Below are 17,007 nucleotides of genomic sequence, written 5' to 3' on the forward strand. Positions count from 1 at the left end.
CGTGAACGATAACGCGTAAAACCAGATGCCCCGTCGCGCCCTTGGCTTTTTCGCGAGCAAGCTCGCTCCTGCAAAAGGAAATGATGCACGGATCAGTCAGGGCGGCGCAGTTGCTCGATGATCTTCCTCGCACGGTTTGCCCCAACGTCGACATGAATGTCGACCATCGGCCGGGCACCAAACGCGAGCATGTTCCTGTACTGAGCCTCGATCACAACTTTGTCCTCGTCAAAGGTCAGTGCGGTCTGCTCGATGACTTTAGCTTTGATTTCTTCAGGATGGCTTTTCGGGTTCGTGGCCATGGTCCAGAAGTAGTGACTGGTGGTTTCCGTCTCCGGGGTCACGCCATGGAAACCACGCATATGGAATCCACCCCGTTGCGGGTCCTCGAGTGAGTCTGTGCCCGCATCCACTGCGCCGGTCCAGATGCGCAGGTGGGTGACGAGAAACTCGATTTCCTGCCAACGATCGATGTTGCCCTGGAAGGGATAGGCCGCGGAGTAGGTCGGCGGTGGTAGCGAATCCGGCAGATGGCGGGTCACCTTCACGCCGGTGTCCGTGCTCTCGACGCGCATCTGCGCGTTCATGTGGATGTTCGCATTCCCGCCGATCGTGCGCAGGTGCACGTAGCCCAGATGACTCAGGTCCAACAGGTTGTCGTGGATGAGCTGGTACGGCGCGTCGTAATGGTAGACGTCCCCTTCGAAGAGATAGTCGCCACTGCTGTGGACCTCATACGCCGGCGGTTCACAGGTGGGTTCTGGTTGACTGGCACTCCCGAACCAGATCCAGATGATCTGGTCGCGCTCACGGACGTGATACGCGGGCACCCTGGCTTTGGAGGGGATCTTTGTTTGCCCCGGTACCTCCAGGCACTGCCCCGCGCCGTTGAACAGCAGGCCGTGATAACCACAGCGCACCCCGTGCTCTTCAAGCGTTCCATGCGACAGCGGCAATGCCCGATGGCAGCAGCGGTCCTCCAGCGCCGCCGGTTGACCGTCTGCGGTACGGAATAGAACCACGGGTTTGCACAGCAGGGTCCGGCCCACAGGCTTGTCTTTGAGTTCCCAGGCAAAGCCCGCCACGTACCATTGGTTCAAGGGGAATTTCGCTATTGGCTCTTCGGGAGCGCCAATTTCGTAGGCCAGCGATGATGTACTCATTGCGATCTCCAGCGATCAGGTTTTGTTTTTGTTGTGTGTGGCGAAGCGGGTCACAGGTCCAGCACCAGCCTGGAACTGCGGGAACGGGAACAGCAGGGGGCGAAGCAATCGTTTCGGGCGTGTTCCGCAGCGCTCATGTACTGATCCCGATGCTCAGGCTCACCCGCTAAAACTCGCGTAATGCAGGTGCCGCAGATCCCTTGCTCGCAGGAGCTTTCAATCTCCACGTCGTGCTCGAGCAACACCTCGAGTACGGTTTTCTGCGCCGGGATTTCGATGATGCGACCGGACCGGGACAGCTCGATTTCGAACCGCCGATCCCCCTCAAGAACCTGTACCTGCGCGGCGAAATCCTCTCGATGAATCTGCCCGTCGCGCCAGCCACAGGCCTTCGCGGCGGACTGGATGTGCGACATGAATCCCGTGGGGCCGCAGACATAGAGCTGGTCGTGCGGCGATGGCGACGAAAGAATCCGCACCGCACCCAGACGCTGCCCGGTTGCAGCCTCGTTGACGTGGAGATAAACGTGAGGGGTGAAGGGGGCGGCCTGGAGTAGTCCAAGAAATGCCAGGCGCTCGAGAGACCGGCCGCAGTAATGCAGTTCGAACGCTTTGCCCGCAGCCACCAGGCTATGGGCCATGGCAAGAATCGGGGTAATCCCGATGCCCCCGGCGAACAACACATAACGATCACCGCCAAGGTCCAGATCGAACAGATTCCGTGGGCTGCCGATGGTCAGTCTCGTGCCTTCCTGCACGTCGGCATGCATGCCGCTGGAGCCGCCTCGAGAAGCAGGCTCGTTGAGCACGGCGATGAGATATCGGCCGCGTTCATGGGGCGAATTGCACAGCGAATACTGCCGAACCACACCCTGTGCCACCTGCACATCGACGTGCGATCCGGCGGTGAAGGCGGGCAGTTCCGTGCCATCGGCTGCGGTTAATTCGAAGCTGCAAACACCGTCAGCTTCCGTGATTTTTCGTGACACACAAACTTCGAGCATGAGGGTGACCCCATCGCAATGATGCAATGTTGAAAAACGATTGGTTGTGTAGCCGCAATGACCGGCCTGGTGTGGCGGGAAATCAGATCAGGAAGGAGGGGCGACGAGCAGGCAAGTCATGACACGGACCTCGGAATTTTATTGTTGTATCGCGTGCGCTATGATGCGGACGCGAAATCTTCGTGTGATTCTCATCCTAGTCATTTTAGTTGTTGTGTCAACTAATTCAGCCTGATTTCAGGAACCGCCCGTCATGCCCCGCACCCCACTGAACCTCGATCGCTACGTCCCCGCGCTCCTTACGTCGCTGACCAACAATCTGTCCAGCGGGGCTTCGGCGTGCTATCGCAAGCACTTCGGGATCGGAATCGTCGAGTGGCGGGTATTGGCCATGCTGGCTGTGGAAAATCACATCAGCGCGAACCGCATTGTTCAGGTCATTGGCCTGGACAAAAGCGCGGTCAGCCGGGCCCTGCAGATGCTCGAGCGCGAAGCGTATGTGTCCACCGAAGTGGACTCCAAAGATGCCCGGCGCCATACCGTGTCGCTGACGCGCTCCGGGCGTCAGCTGCATGATCGTGTTCTGGTCACGGCACTGGAGAGAGAGCGCTTGCTCCTCGCGGACTTCACTGAAGATGAAGTTGATGTGCTTATCGGTTTTCTGCATCGCATGAGCGGACAATTGCAGAGCGTGAACGCGGTCGAACCCGAAGCCTAGCGACCGTCGCGCTCCCTGAATATTCGCAACGTATTCAAGCAATGGTCGCCGTGGCAACGGGCGCCCGCGAGCCGGCGCGACCCGCCAGGAACGCCAGAACGGCCGCCAGGCCGAGTAACGCGGCACTGAGCTCGAAGGTGGCTCGATAACCGCTTGCGTCGAAGACCAGCCCGCCAACCGTTGCGCCCAACGCAATCGCCAATTGAATGACCGCCACCATCAAGCCGCCTCCCGCTTCAGCGGCATCGGGCACCGTTTTCGCCAGCCATGTCCACCATCCCACCGGCGCCGCCGTCGCGACCAAACCCCACAGACCCAGCAAGACCATCGTGGTAGCCGCCGAACTGCCGAATGAAACGAGCGCCAGCGCGATCAACGCCATCAGGATCGGGATGACGATGAGGGTGCGATGCAGGCCATTTTTCAACAAACCTTCAATCAGAAAGGTTCCCGCGAGACCCGCCAGGCCCAGCACGAGCAACATCAGCGAGAGCATGGAAACGCTGACGCGGGTGACTGTCTCGAGAAACGGGCGCAGATAGGTAAACAACATGAACTGGCCCATGAAAAATACACTGACCGCCACCATGCCTAATGCGATCGGCGGGCTTTTCATCAACCTCAAGACATTGCCCGTGGCTGAACGGCTGTGTGCCTTCATCCGCGGAAGGCTGAACAACAGCCAGACACTGGCGCCTACCGCGACCGGAATGACGCACAGAAATGCCCCACGCCAGCCGATCAACGCGCCGAGAAAACTGCCCAGGGGCGCGGCAATCACTGTCGCCAAGGCGTTGCCGCCGTTGACGATGGCCATGGCACGAGTGATCTGGTCTTCAGGCACCAGGCGCATCGCCGTCGCCGCCGATAGCGACCAAAAGCCACCGATTGCGACGCCAATCAACGCGCGGCCGGCCATGAATACCCAGTAGTTCGGCGCAAACGCGACCATTGTTCCGGAAACGATCATCAGGAGCGTCAGTGCCAGCAACAGCGGCTTGCGGTCAACTCTGGCCGCCACAGAAGCGATCAACAGGCTGGCGAACAACGCGAAAAACCCCGAGACAGAAATGCCCTGGCCGGCTTGCCCTTCGCTGATGTGCAGGTCGGCGGCGATCGGTGTCAGCAGGGAAACGGGCATGAACTCTGATGCCACCAGGGCGAAGGCGGCGAGCGACATGGCGAACACGGCGCCCCATGAGTGTTCGGGTAGGCGCGGGGAAGGGCGAGCATGACGGGTCATTGGCGGGTTCGCAGGCATCTTTTTGTCGGCCAGCCGGGGTGGCTGTCTCGGATGTCCATTTTCCCGCTCCGGCCAGACGCTCAATAGTGCATTGCGCTGCATTACTTGCCTGATTCTATGAGTCTGCGTTGTTTTGCAGGACGGTCACGAGCCGCCGGGTTAGAGTTCAGCAAAGAGGTACGAGACGATCATGACGATGCCACACCCAGATGCCGCTCCACTTGAATTGCAGCAGCAAGCACTTGCCCGCGCCATTGGCTCGCGGGTGTCGCAACCCGGTGATTTCGGTACGTTGATTGGCGGTCTCGGCTTCTTTCGGCGTGAGCATCCGTCGCCGCCCGTCGTTTGCATGGTCGAGCCGAGCATCATTCTCGTCGCCCAGGGCAAGAAGCAGTTGTGGGTCGGCGGTGAAGGTTATCCGTATGACACCTCGCGTTTTCTGGTCACTTCACTGGATTTGCCGGCCAACTCGGAGGTGCTCGATGCGAGCCCGGAACAGCCCTGCCTGGGGCTGACCTTCAAGCTCGATTTGCGCATGCTGGTGGAGCTGATCGCCCAAGGTGACCTGCCGCCCACCCGTGAACGATCGACAGGGAAGAGCATCGGCATCGGCTCAGTGACGGCCGCCATGCTTGTGTCGTTCGAACGGTTGCTGGCGCTGCTCGACGAACCTCAGGCGATTCCTGTGCTGGCGCCGTTGATCCAGCGCGAAATTCACTACCGACTGTTGATGAGTGATCAGGCGGGCCGGCTGCGGCAAATCATGTCTGTCGATGGCCAGGGTTATCGAATCGCCAAAGCCATCGATTGGCTGAAATTGAACTACACCTCGGCGCTGCGCATTGACGAGCTGGCCGCCCGGGTGCAGATGAGTTCGCCGACCTTTCACCATCATTTCCGCCAGCTGACCGCGATGAGCCCGTTGCAATACCAGAAATGGCTGCGGTTAAACGAGGCGCGACGGTTGATGGTCAACGAGCATCAGGATGTTTCAAGCGCGGCCTTCAAGGTCGGCTATGAAAGCCCGTCGCAGTTCAGCCGCGAATACAGCCGTCTGTTTGGTGTCGCCCCGAAGCGGGATATCGCGGCGTTGCGCGGGCAGGTCGGCGAATCGTCGAAGCGCGGCAGTTGATCGGTCAGTGCGCGCCAACGGGTGCCGGTCGGGCATTTGGCGGCTACAATGCCTGCCTCGACCGTGACCAGCCCTATAAAAAATTATGTCTCTACCCAAGCATCACCTGGAACTGCTCAGCCCCGCCCGTGACGTAAGCATCGCCCGCGAGGCCATTCTGCATGGCGCCGACGCCGTGTATATCGGTGGCCCGAGCTTTGGCGCCCGCCACAACGCCTGCAACGAGGTGAGTGAAATCGCCGGGCTGGTAGAGTTCGCCCGTCGCTACCACGCCCGGGTGTTCACCACGATCAACACAATCCTGCATGACAATGAGCTGGAGCCGGCGCGCAAGCTGATCCACCAGCTGTACGATGCCGGGGTCGATGCGTTGATCGTCCAGGATTTGGGCGTGATGGAGCTGGATATCCCGCCCATCGAGTTGCACGCCAGCACCCAGACCGACATCCGCACCCTGGCGCGGGCGAAGTTCCTCGATCAGGCTGGTTTCTCTCAACTGGTACTCGCTCGCGAGCTGAATCTACAAGAGATTCGCGCCATCGCCGACGAGACCGATGCGGCGATTGAATTTTTCATCCACGGCGCGTTGTGTGTCGCGTTCTCCGGGCAGTGCAATATTTCCCACGCGCAGAACGGCCGCAGCGCCAACCGTGGCGATTGCTCCCAGGCCTGTCGTTTGCCGTACACCCTCAAGGACGACCAGGGCCGCGTTGTCGCCTACGAAAAGCACCTGCTGTCGATGAAGGACAACAACCAGAGCGCGAATATCCGCGCCTTGGTCGAAGCCGGCGTGCGCTCGTTCAAGATCGAAGGGCGCTACAAGGACATGGGCTATGTGAAAAACATCACGGCCTATTACCGCCAGCGCCTCGACGACGTTCTCGAAGATCGTCCGGACCTGGCCCGCGCGTCCAGCGGCCGCACCGCGCATTTTTTCCTGCCCGACCCGGACAAGACCTTCCACCGTGGCAGCACCGACTATTTTGTCAGCGAGCGCAAGGTCGACATCGGCGCCTTCGACTCTCCGACCTTCACCGGTCTGCTGGTGGGCGTGGTGGAGAAAGTCGGCAAGCGCGACTTGCAGGTGGTCACCGTTGAGCCGCTGTCCAATGGCGACGGTCTTAACGTGCAAATCAAACGCGAAGTGGTGGGTTTCCGCGCCAACATCGCCGAGCCCAAAGGTGAATTCCTCGAAGAGGGCCAGAAGCGCTATCGCTACCGCGTCGAGCCCAACGAGATGCCGGATAGCATGTACAAGCTGCGGCCTAATCATCCACTGAGCCGCAACCTCGACCATAACTGGCAGCAAGCCTTGCAGAAAACCTCTGCCGAACGGCGCATTGGTTTGGACTGGGTGGCGCGCCTCGACGAGCAGCAACTGCAACTGACCGCCACCAGCGAGGAGGGCATCAGCGTCAGCCTGTCCCTGGACGGCCCTTTCGGTGTGGCGAACAAACCGGAGCAGGCCCTGGAGCAACTGCGTGATCTGCTCGGTCAACTCGGCACCACTGACTACCACGCGACGTCCATCGAGCTCGACGCCCCGCAAGCGTTCTTCATCCCCAATTCGCAACTCAAAGCCTTGCGCCGCGAAGTCATCGAAGCGTTGACCGCAGCCCGTCTGTTGGCCCATCCGCGTGGGGGTCGCAAGGCCGAAACCAACCCGCCGCCGGTGTACCCGGAGTCGCACCTGTCGTTCCTGGCCAACGTCTACAACCAGAAGGCGCGGGATTTCTATCACCGTCACGGGGTCAAGCTGATCGACGCCGCGTTCGAGGCCCACGAGGAAACCGGCGAAGTACCGGTGATGATCACCAAACACTGCCTGCGCTTCTCCTTCAACCTCTGCCCCAAGCAAGCCAAAGGCGTCACCGGTGTGCGCACCAAAGTCGCGCCGATGCAACTGGTGCACGGGGACGAAGTGCTGACATTGAAGTTCGATTGCAAGCCTTGCGAAATGCACGTGATCGGCAAGATCAAGGGTCACATCCTCGACCTGCCGCTACCGGGCAGCGCCGCCGAGCCGGTGGTCGGTTACATCAGCCCGGCAGACCTGCTGAAGACGATCCCTCGCGCGCCGCATTGATTGTCATTTATCGCTAGAAGGTGAGAGGGCAACCGTGTCGATCAGTATCGATAGGTTGCCTGCACCGAGAACCCATTCGCGCTGTTTTCATAATTGGCGCTGTATTCCGGTTGAAGCCCCGAGTTGTTCGACTGGTTTACCGAGACTTTCGAGTCCCAGAGATAACCGTAAGCGAAGTCTATCGTCAGGTCGGCGCTCGGTGAATAAGCGCCGCCCAAGGTCACGGCCTGGCGGTTGCCCACCGGAACGCGCACGCTGCGATTGTCATTGCCCACTGGCGAGGGATCGTAGGCGTAACCTGCGCGGAGCAGCCATTGCGGGTTCAATTGATACGAGGCACCCACCGCGCTGCTCCAGGTGTCGTGCCAGTTCATGAGTTCGGTCACAGTCCCCATGCCCACCGCCTGGCCCAGGGGGGGAACACCGCTGTTGATTGCCTGCACCTGCTGGATCCGGCTCCAGCGTGTCCAGGTGGTGCCCAGGTATCCGGTCCAGCGACTATTGAATCGATGGGTGATGGACGTATCCACTGACTCGGGCATCGTGATGTCTATTGTGTTGTCATAATTCCCGTCCAGCGGAACAGCGCTCGGGGAGCCGGACACTTGAGTATGTCCTTTGAGGTGATAGCTCACCTTCGAGTGGTAAGTAATCCCCCAGCGGGTTGCCTCACTGATGTCCACCAACAGGCCGAGGTTGTAGCCAATTGCCGTGTCATCGCCTTTGACCGTGACCTGTGTGTCCTGGCCATTGTTCAGCGCGCCGGTGGCCATGTCATTTTGAAGCTTTGCATCGAAACGATTCAGGGTCGGTCCGCCACCAACGGATACGTAATCATTGATCCGATAGGCAAGGGTGGGCTGCAGGGTTATCTCTTTGGTCGTGCTATAGGAACCGTGGTAGCGGCCCTGAAAACTGCTCTCGTAATCATTGATCAGGCCACTCGGAGCATAGAGGCCCACACCAATGGAAAAACGATCGTCCAGTGGCGTCGACATATAAGCGAAGGGCACCACCCCCAGGGGAACGGAGTCGCCCTTGTTGGTTCCCGCGACATTGCTCTGCGCATCGCTGATGTCGTTGCTCACGGAGATGATCGCTGCACCGCCCGAAATCTCACTGCGCTGCAACTTGGTCAGGCCCGCCGGGTTTCCATAAAGGGTGCTGGCGTCCAGTGCCGAAGAAGACCTCCCCGCATAAGCCGTTCCGGCGCTGCTTGCACTTTGTTCGTTCAACCCAATGCCATTGGCGCCCGCGGTGGTTGATGCGCCAAGTATGGCCACGGCGCCGATTAACTTGATCCAGCGAGCCAACGCTGATTGAACACAGGGGCGCAGGACTGCACGGTTATTCACGTTCATTTTCCACCTCTTATTTTTTTTGTCGGTTGTACGCAGGCAAGGCTTTGCCGTGCCGTGCACCTTTCAGTGCCGGCTGGAGTGGGTTGTGAAAAGGGCCCTGACCGCTCAAGACAGGGCTGGTTTGCTGGACTTACGGAGGCGCGTGGGCGCTCATCAAAGCCACTCGACCTGAAAGCTGTATCGTCCCAACAGCGGCGCCAGCACTTCCTGGCGGGTGCCGGCCTTGATGCGGGCGACATGCCCACGACGACTGTCCTGCACGACCTCCACGGCAATATCGCAAAGGCCCAGGCGGTCCACTTCCTGCTGGACGACTCTGCCTATCTCGCGCTGCTGCAAGGCCGGTTTGAAAATCTTGCCCACGGCGGTGAGTGGCAGCGCTTCGACAATTTCAATGCGCTTGGGAACGGCTGCCCGCTCGCTGATGTGGAGCTGAGCGAACACCTGAAGGTCTTGCGCGTTGCAGGTCTGCCCGGGCCGCAGTTGCACGTAGCCGACCGGCACTTCACCCGAGTAAGCGTCGGGGCTGCCGATTGCAGCGGCCAGGGCAACCGCCGGATGCCTCTGCAATGCCTCTTCGATTTGCTTCGGATCGATATTGTGGCCGCCTCGAATAATCAGCTCTTTCTTGCGCCCGGTCAGCCAAAAGTAACCCTGCGCATCCTGGCGACCCAGATCGCCCGTATTGAGCCAGCGCTGCACGTCGATGTCGATCCACAGGCCTTGGTTGTGACTGTGTTCCAGATAACCCTCGAACAGGTTGGGGCCGCTGATCGTGATCAGGCCGATCTCGTCCACGTCGGCGTCGCGCACGTATTCTCCCGCCTCATTGAGCAAGACAGCGCGCATGGCCTGATAGGCAATTCGTATCCCGATTGAGCCGACATGACGTTCGCCATGGGGCGGATTGACCGAGGACACGCAGGCGCCTTCCGTGAGGCCATAACCTTCGAGAATCTTCACCCCGGTCTGGTCCTCGAACTCCCGAAACAGCTCAACCGGCAACGGTGCGGCACCGCACAATGCGTAGCGCAGACTGGCCAGGTCGCGGCCCTGCGACTCATGCTGCAAAAGCGCGGCATAGACGGTGGGCACGCCGGAGAAGAAGTTGATGCCGAAGTGCTCCACCATCTCCCAGAAGCGGGCGATCACACCCTCGCCGCGAAAGCCCTGAGGCGTGCCGAGGATGACGTGATCACCCTGGGTCCAGGGCATCAAGCCTGTGACCAGCTGTCCGTTGACATGGAACAGTGGCAGCCCGCAAAAAATTACTTGGGCACTGTGGCGTGGCTGCAAGTGCGTGGCCATGGCCCAGGCGTTGAAAACCTCCGACCCGTGGCTGCGCACCGCAATCTTGGGCAGCCCGGTGGTGCCACCGGTGCAGAAATAAGAAGAGCGTTCAGCCGGAAGAATTTGCCGGGCGCTCTTGAGGTGCGTGCCAGGCTGAGTGTCCATCAGGGCTCGCAAACCGTGAATTGTGGCACCGCTGTGCAGTTCGCGTTCCTCGCGTGCCAGGGATACAAGGGCTTCACCCTGTGCGACCCCCACATAAGGTGCCATATCGACCCACACTACGTGCTTGATCGCGGGCAGTTGATTCAGCTGCGAGGCCAGTTTGGGCCACAAGTCGCTGCCCGGAGCCGGTGCGAGCGTGACCACTACGCTCGCGTTGGCGGCCTGCAGCAAACCCGCCATTTGCCTGGCCTCCAGCAGTGGATTGATCGCCATGACGATACCCGCCGCTTCGCCGCCCCAGATGGTGAAGTGGGTTTCCGGCAGGTTGGGCAGGATGAAGGCAATCACATCCCCCGAAGCGATTCCCAGGTCGTGGAAGGCATTCGCGGCGCGGGTGATATCGGCGAAGAGCTCGCCATAGCTCCAGTGGTGGGTGCGCCTGAAATCCGAGGCATCGGCGAAGTAACTCAGCGCCGGCGCATTCGGCGTGCGCTCGGCCGTGCGTCTCAGGGCTTCATAAGTGCTGGACGCCAGGCCACGATCCGACAAGGGGACTCGTTCGAGATGCTCGATGTCGCTCAAGGATTTGATGGTCATCAGGCTTCTTCTCCCACGACCCGATTGCGTTGCACGCCAAGGTCTATCACCCCATCGGCGCTGCGAATGCGCGCTTCGACCACGTCGCCCGGCTTGAGATATTGCGTCCGGCTCTCCTGGGCCTTGAGGAACAGTTTCCACTTGGTGGCTTCCGGCATCAGGGCGGCGATACGCTGTTTGGCGGGGGAGGGAATGGTCAGCGCGCAACCCGCCGGCGTGCCGGTGGCGATCAGGTCGCCGATGGCCAGGTCTTGCACACCGGACAGCTCGGTGAGGGTTTCGGCGGGGCCGAAAACCAGGTTGGCGGTGCTGTCGCTCTGGCGCACCTCGTCGTTCACCGTCAGGCGCAGCTGCAGTGCCTTGAGGTAATGCATGTCTTTGGCACCCAGAAGGCAGAGGTAAGGACCGACCGGGCCAAACGTGCGGAAGCTCTTGCCCTTGTAGAACTGCATTTGAGGAATCTGAATGTCGCGGGCTGAGTAGTCGTTGACGATGACAACGCCGGCGATGAACTCATGCAGGTTGGCGTCGGTGACCGACACGGAACCGTTGATGGCGCGTTTAATTACCAGCCCCAGCTCGATCTCGTAGTCAAGAAAGCGCACGGTGCGCGGCTTGATCAGGTCGCTGTCAGCGGCCACCAGGCAACTGGTTGCCTTGGTGAAGATCATGTTGAATTTCTTCGCGTCGGGGTCCATGCCCGACTCGATCATGTGCTGACGGTAGTTGGCGCCCTGGCAGACGAACTGCTGGTTGCGGGTCACCGGCGACAGCAGTTTCACGTCGCGCTCATCCAGTTCCGGACCTTGCAGTTGGGCGAGGTCGTCGAGCGTGTTCTGGCGAATGAAATCACCGGTGGTTTCAAATGTACCGGGGACCACCGTGATGCGACCTTGGCGCAACACGCCCCAGTGAATACCGTTCTCAAATTCAAAGCGGACGACGTGTACAGCAGACATTGAAGGTACTCCTGGAGCAATGTTTGTCCCGCGCTCGATGGCGCGAGAACCGGTTTGTTGTTCAGAGGGTGGGCTGGCATTTCCGTAGATCAACGCGCCGCCGGCGAGCAGGGCACCGGCTTTCAGCACGTCCCGCCGGCCATATCGGACTCGATTGCGTGACATGACGGCGGCCCTAGCCAAACATCCGCATTAGCGTAATCAACTTGCGAAGGGTCACGTCCGGGCTGTGCCGCAGGTTGCTGATCAACGCACGCAGATGAGCGAAGCTCATTTTCGGTTTGGTAAAGCGCTTGGGCATGCGCTGCCCCCACTGCGCCATGGCCTCGGGGCTCACGGCATGAATGCCGGTAGGCTGAGCGGCCGTGAAGATGTCCCCGTCGCAGTAATGCTCGTGTTTATCGCCCCAGGGGTCTTGCCAGTAATCGAAGATCTGACTGCCGAGAATGTGCCGGCCGATGCCCCATGAGTGATCCCATCCGCGTTCTCGCAGGACGCGCTGGCCCATTCCCACGGCGTCGGCATCGACGACCTCGTAGGCGCTATGGCTGTAGGTCGCCATGAACCCTTGCGCTATCGCGAGGGTGTGGTGCGCCGTGGCCGTTTCGCCGAGGTCAAGACGCAGGAAGGTGACGATGGGGCTGCCATCGGGCAGGACCTGCACATCGCTGGGAATAAACCCGAAGTGCCGCGTATACCAGGCACAAGTCGCCTGGTAGTCGGCCACTTCAATCACGATATGGCCCAGTCTGAGGACGTCGGGTGCGGTGGTCGGCGGGCGTTGCGTGGCGTTGATTCGCGGTTGCTCCAGCGCCAGGTTCCAGCGCAAGGGTGCTCGGTGTGGAAGCGCCTTGCCGGGTGTCTGAGCGCAAACGGCTTCAACGATAAATCCGGAAGGATCGGTCAGCCTGACGCAAAACCCTCCACCGGGATGTTCGGATTTTTCGAGCGATGACGAACCCGGGATTCGAGCCAGCTTTTCCAGGTCGGCGATGGACTGCACGGCCAGCCCGAACCCGACAAAACGTGCACGCTCGGCACGTTCGACCCGGTAGCAATAGGCCGTGGCTTCGGTGGCGCGCAGGTAGAGCGTCTCGGCATCCTGCCGACTGACCTTCAGGCCGAAGTCGGTCAGGAAGCGCGCCGCCTCATTCAAGTCCGGCCTTTGAAAGATCAGGTGAGTCAAGCCTTGAGCCTTGACTGTTGGCTGCGGATGCCGGGCAGGTTGGGGTGTGGTCAACCGGCGGAACTCGGTTCTGTTGTTCATTGTTGTTGTTTTCCGGATTTTTGGGCAAAGCTGTCCCGAACCCCTGAAAAACAGGGGCGTTATCGGGTTGAATCAGTGACTAATTCAGTCGAGCGGCGGAAGTGTCGGCAGCTCGGAGGTCGCCAACGCACGCGCTTCATCGGGCGGCACACCCAGTGCCCGCAACACCAGCTCGGCGGTGTCGGAGCCCGATTCGCGCCACGTTCTGTGACCTTCCAGTACGAGGAAAATCGAGCCGAGGACACTGCTCGAAATCATCGTCAGCACCGGGAGCAATTGCGCCTGCTGAAAGCTGTACCGACCACTTGAAAGGCCCTGCAGGAGATCCGTGGTCGCCTGGCTGCTGAACATTTCGCGCAGCGCAGAATTGCTCATGGCGAACTTGTGAATGAACGCCCCCCACTGGGATTCCTCGTGAGCTCGACGAATGAACAGACGAATGCCATTGGCCAGGCGCTGAGCCGGATCGGACACCGAATCGAAGCTCTTGCTGACGCGCTCATGCATCTCTTTTGCGAGATGACTGGCAACGGCTTCGAACAGGTTCTCGATGCTCTCGATATTGCTATAGACCGTTCCGCGCGCCACACCGGCCGCTTGTGCGAGGTCGAGGATGTTCACTTGCGAGGTGCCTCTTTCAGCGAACAGGCGAAAGGCGGCTTGATGGATACGGCGCTGTGTCGGGTTTAGGGATTCCACGGGTGCTCTCTCCAGGATTACCTTGTGAACTCATTGAACACGCGTGTTCAATTTGCGTCAAGCAGGTTTTTTTGAATTGAGCGGGTGTTTGATGAGCGGCAAGAGATGGGGCCGCAAAAGTGAAGGCTGCGGGGGAGTTATAAATGAACACGTATGTTCACTTATCTAGTGGTTCCGGGTCTTCGTCAGCGCTATTGCGATTGGACGGGCAGCGGTTTGCCTGCGATTTTCCTGGCTTTGGCGGGTGATACCCCCAGCGCCTTGAGAATGATTTCAGCGACCTTCAGGTCGTGCTCCGCCACTGCACGCCCCTCGATCACCGAGCGCATGGCACCGGTGGTACAGGAAAGGACCATGTCGAGGGCGATTCCTTCGTCCTCGTAAGCGAGCGTACCCGCGCGCAGCCCTTCACGCAGGTCGGCGAGGACGTGGGCGGCCAACCGCGAGCGCATGGCCTGATCGAAATGGATGATGCGCAGCAGGGCGTTGGCCCATGCGTGGTCGTCGGCAGCCCGACAGACAAACATGCGCACGCCGATCGACAGCCGCTGCGCGCCGCAGCGCACGTCCGTGCTGAGGGCTGCAATGGCATCGGAGAATTCCGCGGCCATGGCAATGCCGACCGCTTCGAGCACTTCATCGCGCGTTCGAAAGTAGTTGTAGATGGTGCCATTGGAGACCGCCGCTTCGGCAGCCACTTCGAGCAGCGCAATCTCCCCGACCTCCTTGCGTGCGACGAGACGCAATGCCGCGTCCACCAGGCCGCGACGGGTGCGTTCACGTTTCTTGTGACCTCTGGTGAGAGATTCCGGCGCGGTCACTTCTGAAGGAGGTGTGGAGGGGGGCATGTTCAGGCTCGAAGTCGAGGGGGCTCGCTGATGGTAATGGAAACGGGCTCGGAAGTGGCGTCGGCGCTCGCGAGCAGGTGCTGACATTCCCGGATCAGACGGCCTGCTTCCGTGGCGGGGACGTGGTGCATGATGATCCGGTCCGGGCGAACCGCGACCAGCGTGCCTTTGGCCGCCAGCGGCAGGATGTCATGGTTCAGGTCTTCGATGAAGTCGCATCGGCCGCTTTCGCGCTGGCCGTACGTCTTGATCTGCAGGAAGTGGCCGCCGGTTTTTTCCCAGGAGACGATTTGCGCAGGTGTCAGCACGGACAGCGGGTCAATTCCGAACCCGACCAGAGTCAGGTCGTTGCCAAGGGCATCGTCGCTCAGTCTGATCTGCTGTTGCATGTTACGAACCCACGCCTGAGGAAACAGACCGCCGCGAACCAGTTTGTCGCCACGCTGATGCGGCATGAAAAGGCCGTGTTTGAAGGTGTTCTTTGGCTTGATGTCCAGCTGCTCGAAATAACGCCTGGTCGCGGGAGTCAGTGCGAGTATGCGCATCAGGCCGTGAACGAAAAATGCGCCGATCCTGTTTCTGGGCATCACCAGACGACCCATGAGTTTCGCCAGATCAATCATCGCCTGGGCGTGGGGGCGCCGCTCTGCATCGTAAGTGTCGAGCACCGAAGGCGCGGCATAACCGCGAAGGACCCAGGCCAGTTTCCAGGCCAGGTTGGCGCCATCTCGGAGCCCTGCGACAAGACCTTGTCCGACAAAGGGCGGGGTGATGTGCGCGGCATCGCCGGCGAGGAAAGTGCGTCCCTTGCTGAAGGTGTTGCAGCAACGCGCGTGGAATCGATAAACCGCTTTGCGCTCGATTTCCAGCTCCTGCGGGTCAATCCAGGGAGCGATCAGGCGGGCGATGCTTTCCGGGCTTTCCAGTTCCTCGCGCGATTCGCCGGGCTGGAGCATGAACTCCCAACGTTCCCTGCCGCCCGGGGCGGGCATGTGCGGCGTTGGACGCTGTGGATCACAGATAAACTCGATGTGATCAATCGCTGTTTGATGGCGGTTCTTGATATCGACAATGAGCCAGTCTTCCGCGTAGGTCTGTCCTTCGAATTCCTCGCCAATCAGTGCCCTGACCCTGGAGCTTGCGCCGTCCGCACCTACCAGATAACGGGCGCGGACGGAATGCATCTGGCCATTCTGATCGCGCAGGGTGGCAACCACACCGTCTGCCTCCTCGAGCAGGTTCTCGAGCTCGAAGCCCCCCAGGCTGTTCACTGATTTCAACCGGGAAACCTGGCTGCGCATCGCGTGTTCGAGGTCGGGTTGATAGAAGGTCACCAGTTTCGGATGGCCGTCGATACAGCCCGCCGTGTCGGCCCGACCGAATTGCCCGAGGACCGGGGAGTGCATCTTCACCTCAGGGATGGCGATCTTCTCGAATGCGTCGTCCGATAATCCTGCCAGTTGCAGGATGCGCAGCGCCTCGTTGTCCAGCGCAATGGCGCGGGGCATCAGCAACACCTCGTGGCTTTTGTCCAGCACCAGTGTCTCTATCCCATAGCGGCCGAGCAGCGCCGCGATGGTCGCACCGACCGGACCGTTGCCGACGATCAGCACATCGACGGTGGCAGGCGGCAGTTCGGAAAGGTTCTTGTTGTTGTTCATCTCGAGCCCTTGTTGTGATTGAAGTCGTGAGGCGCGCAGGTCTCATCGTCAGGCAGGGTCAAGATATGTAAAACTGAGACAAGTTTCAATATTGAATTATTTGTCATTAATCTTTCAGATCAATGACAGGTTTTGACGGAGCAAGTCGAGGCTGTTATCCAGCGCCTGGAGTTCAGCCTCGACCAAGGTGACGTTCGCGCCGTCAGTTTCGATCACCGAACCGCATCAGCAACCCTGTGGTGTTTCCCCCCTTGCCAGACGGGCGTTGATGTCTTCGATGATCGCCGGCAACTCGACGATGGTGTCGATCAAGTAGTGCGGACGAGAGCCTTCGAAAACCTTGACGATGCGGGCGCGTTCGGCGGCGAGTTTGTCGGCGGGCAGGGCCTTGTACTGATCGTAGGTCAAGCCCAGTGCGTTGCCGGAGCAGGTCAGCGCGACCGTCCACATTCCGGCACTGCGGCCTTCAAGGATTCCCGGCCAGGTGTCGTCAACCTTTACACAAGCGGCGACATCGCTGATGCCCAGCGCAATCACGTTGGCCAATGCCTGAGCCGGGTACGGGCGCCCATTGGGCACTTCATCGGTGGCCACCACATGGTCGGCGACGTAGCCGTTTTGCCGCGCCAGCTCGACCACTTTTGCCATGACGACCGCCGGATAACCCGAGCAGGAGCCGATTTTCAGGCCCTTGTCGCGCAAGGCATCGATGGCATCCAGGGCTCCGGGAATCAGCGCCGAATGCAGTGCGATCTTCTCGATCTGTAGCGGCATGAAGCGCTCGTAGAGCGCGGTCACGTCTTCATCCGTCGGC

The 17,007-nt window shown here is 60.2% G+C and carries 14 protein-coding genes; 3 read left to right on the top strand and 11 right to left on the bottom strand.

All coding sequences use genetic code 11. The annotated features are described in order from the left end of the window. Window positions 1-92: 92 nt before the first annotated feature. On the bottom strand, window positions 93-1,163 hold the full coding sequence (locus F8N62_RS25575) for an aromatic ring-hydroxylating dioxygenase subunit alpha (protein ID WP_150713284.1): 1,071 nt from the start codon (window positions 1,161-1,163) through the stop codon (window positions 93-95). A 50-nt stretch (window positions 1,164-1,213) separates the two neighbouring features. After that, a complete protein-coding gene (locus F8N62_RS25580; RefSeq protein WP_150713285.1) occupies window positions 1,214-2,167 on the bottom strand; it encodes a PDR/VanB family oxidoreductase in 954 nt (317 codons plus the stop codon). 253 nt (window positions 2,168-2,420) lie between these two features. Here F8N62_RS25580 and F8N62_RS25585 point away from each other — a divergent pair, with 253 nt between their 5' ends. After that, entirely contained in the window at window positions 2,421-2,885 is a 465-nt protein-coding gene (locus F8N62_RS25585; protein WP_150713286.1) for a MarR family winged helix-turn-helix transcriptional regulator, read from the top strand. Between the two features lie 34 nt (window positions 2,886-2,919). On the opposite strand, the gene F8N62_RS25590 is transcribed toward F8N62_RS25585, so the two are convergent. After that, complete coding sequence (locus F8N62_RS25590) at window positions 2,920-4,065, bottom strand: MFS transporter (RefSeq protein ID WP_150713287.1); 1,146 nt, start codon at window positions 4,063-4,065, stop codon at window positions 2,920-2,922. A gap of 253 nt (window positions 4,066-4,318) precedes the next feature. Between F8N62_RS25590 and F8N62_RS25595 the strand changes: the two genes are divergently transcribed. Both F8N62_RS25595 and F8N62_RS25600 read left to right on the top strand, forming a co-directional pair. Next, window positions 4,319-5,260, top strand: a complete 942-nt coding sequence (locus F8N62_RS25595) for an AraC family transcriptional regulator (protein WP_224791413.1) — start codon at window positions 4,319-4,321, stop codon at window positions 5,258-5,260. 85 nt (window positions 5,261-5,345) lie between these two features. Further along, window positions 5,346-7,346, top strand: coding sequence for a peptidase U32 family protein (locus F8N62_RS25600; protein ID WP_150713288.1), 2,001 nt, complete (start codon window positions 5,346-5,348; stop codon window positions 7,344-7,346). A 41-nt stretch (window positions 7,347-7,387) separates the two neighbouring features. On the opposite strand, the gene F8N62_RS25605 is transcribed toward F8N62_RS25600, so the two are convergent. The 8 genes from F8N62_RS25605 to F8N62_RS25640 all read right to left on the bottom strand — a co-directional run. Continuing rightward, window positions 7,388-8,707, bottom strand: a complete 1,320-nt coding sequence (locus F8N62_RS25605) for an OmpP1/FadL family transporter (protein ID WP_150713289.1) — start codon at window positions 8,705-8,707, stop codon at window positions 7,388-7,390. 153 nt (window positions 8,708-8,860) lie between these two features. Further along, window positions 8,861-10,759, bottom strand: coding sequence for an acyl-CoA synthetase (locus tag F8N62_RS25610; RefSeq protein ID WP_150713290.1), 1,899 nt, complete (start codon window positions 10,757-10,759; stop codon window positions 8,861-8,863). Beyond that, window positions 10,759-11,718: a fumarylacetoacetate hydrolase family protein gene (locus tag F8N62_RS25615; protein ID WP_150713291.1), complete on the bottom strand. Its 960-nt coding sequence runs from the start codon at window positions 11,716-11,718 to the stop codon at window positions 10,759-10,761. Before F8N62_RS25615 ends, F8N62_RS25610 begins: the two co-directional genes overlap by 1 nt. 175 nt (window positions 11,719-11,893) lie before the next feature. Continuing rightward, window positions 11,894-12,985: a VOC family protein gene (locus F8N62_RS25620; protein WP_150713292.1), complete on the bottom strand. Its 1,092-nt coding sequence runs from the start codon at window positions 12,983-12,985 to the stop codon at window positions 11,894-11,896. Window positions 12,986-13,069: 84 nt separating this feature from the next. Next, a complete protein-coding gene (locus F8N62_RS25625) occupies window positions 13,070-13,684 on the bottom strand; it encodes a TetR/AcrR family transcriptional regulator (RefSeq protein ID WP_150713293.1) in 615 nt (204 codons plus the stop codon). Between the two features lie 191 nt (window positions 13,685-13,875). Next, window positions 13,876-14,532 carry a TetR/AcrR family transcriptional regulator gene (locus F8N62_RS25630; RefSeq protein WP_150713294.1) on the bottom strand — a complete coding sequence of 219 codons (657 nt, stop codon included), beginning with the start codon at window positions 14,530-14,532 and terminating at the stop codon, window positions 13,876-13,878. A 2-nt stretch (window positions 14,533-14,534) separates the two neighbouring features. Then, window positions 14,535-16,193, bottom strand: a complete 1,659-nt coding sequence (locus F8N62_RS25635; protein WP_150713295.1) for a bifunctional 3-(3-hydroxy-phenyl)propionate/3-hydroxycinnamic acid hydroxylase — start codon at window positions 16,191-16,193, stop codon at window positions 14,535-14,537. A gap of 225 nt (window positions 16,194-16,418) precedes the next feature. Next, window positions 16,419-17,007, bottom strand: a 589-nt coding sequence (locus tag F8N62_RS25640) for an HAD-IA family hydrolase (protein ID WP_150713296.1), incomplete at its 5' end; no start/stop codon positions are given.

This window comes from Pseudomonas fluorescens, from assembly GCF_902497785.1.
GTDB lineage: Bacteria > Pseudomonadota > Gammaproteobacteria > Pseudomonadales > Pseudomonadaceae > Aquipseudomonas > Aquipseudomonas fluorescens_BO.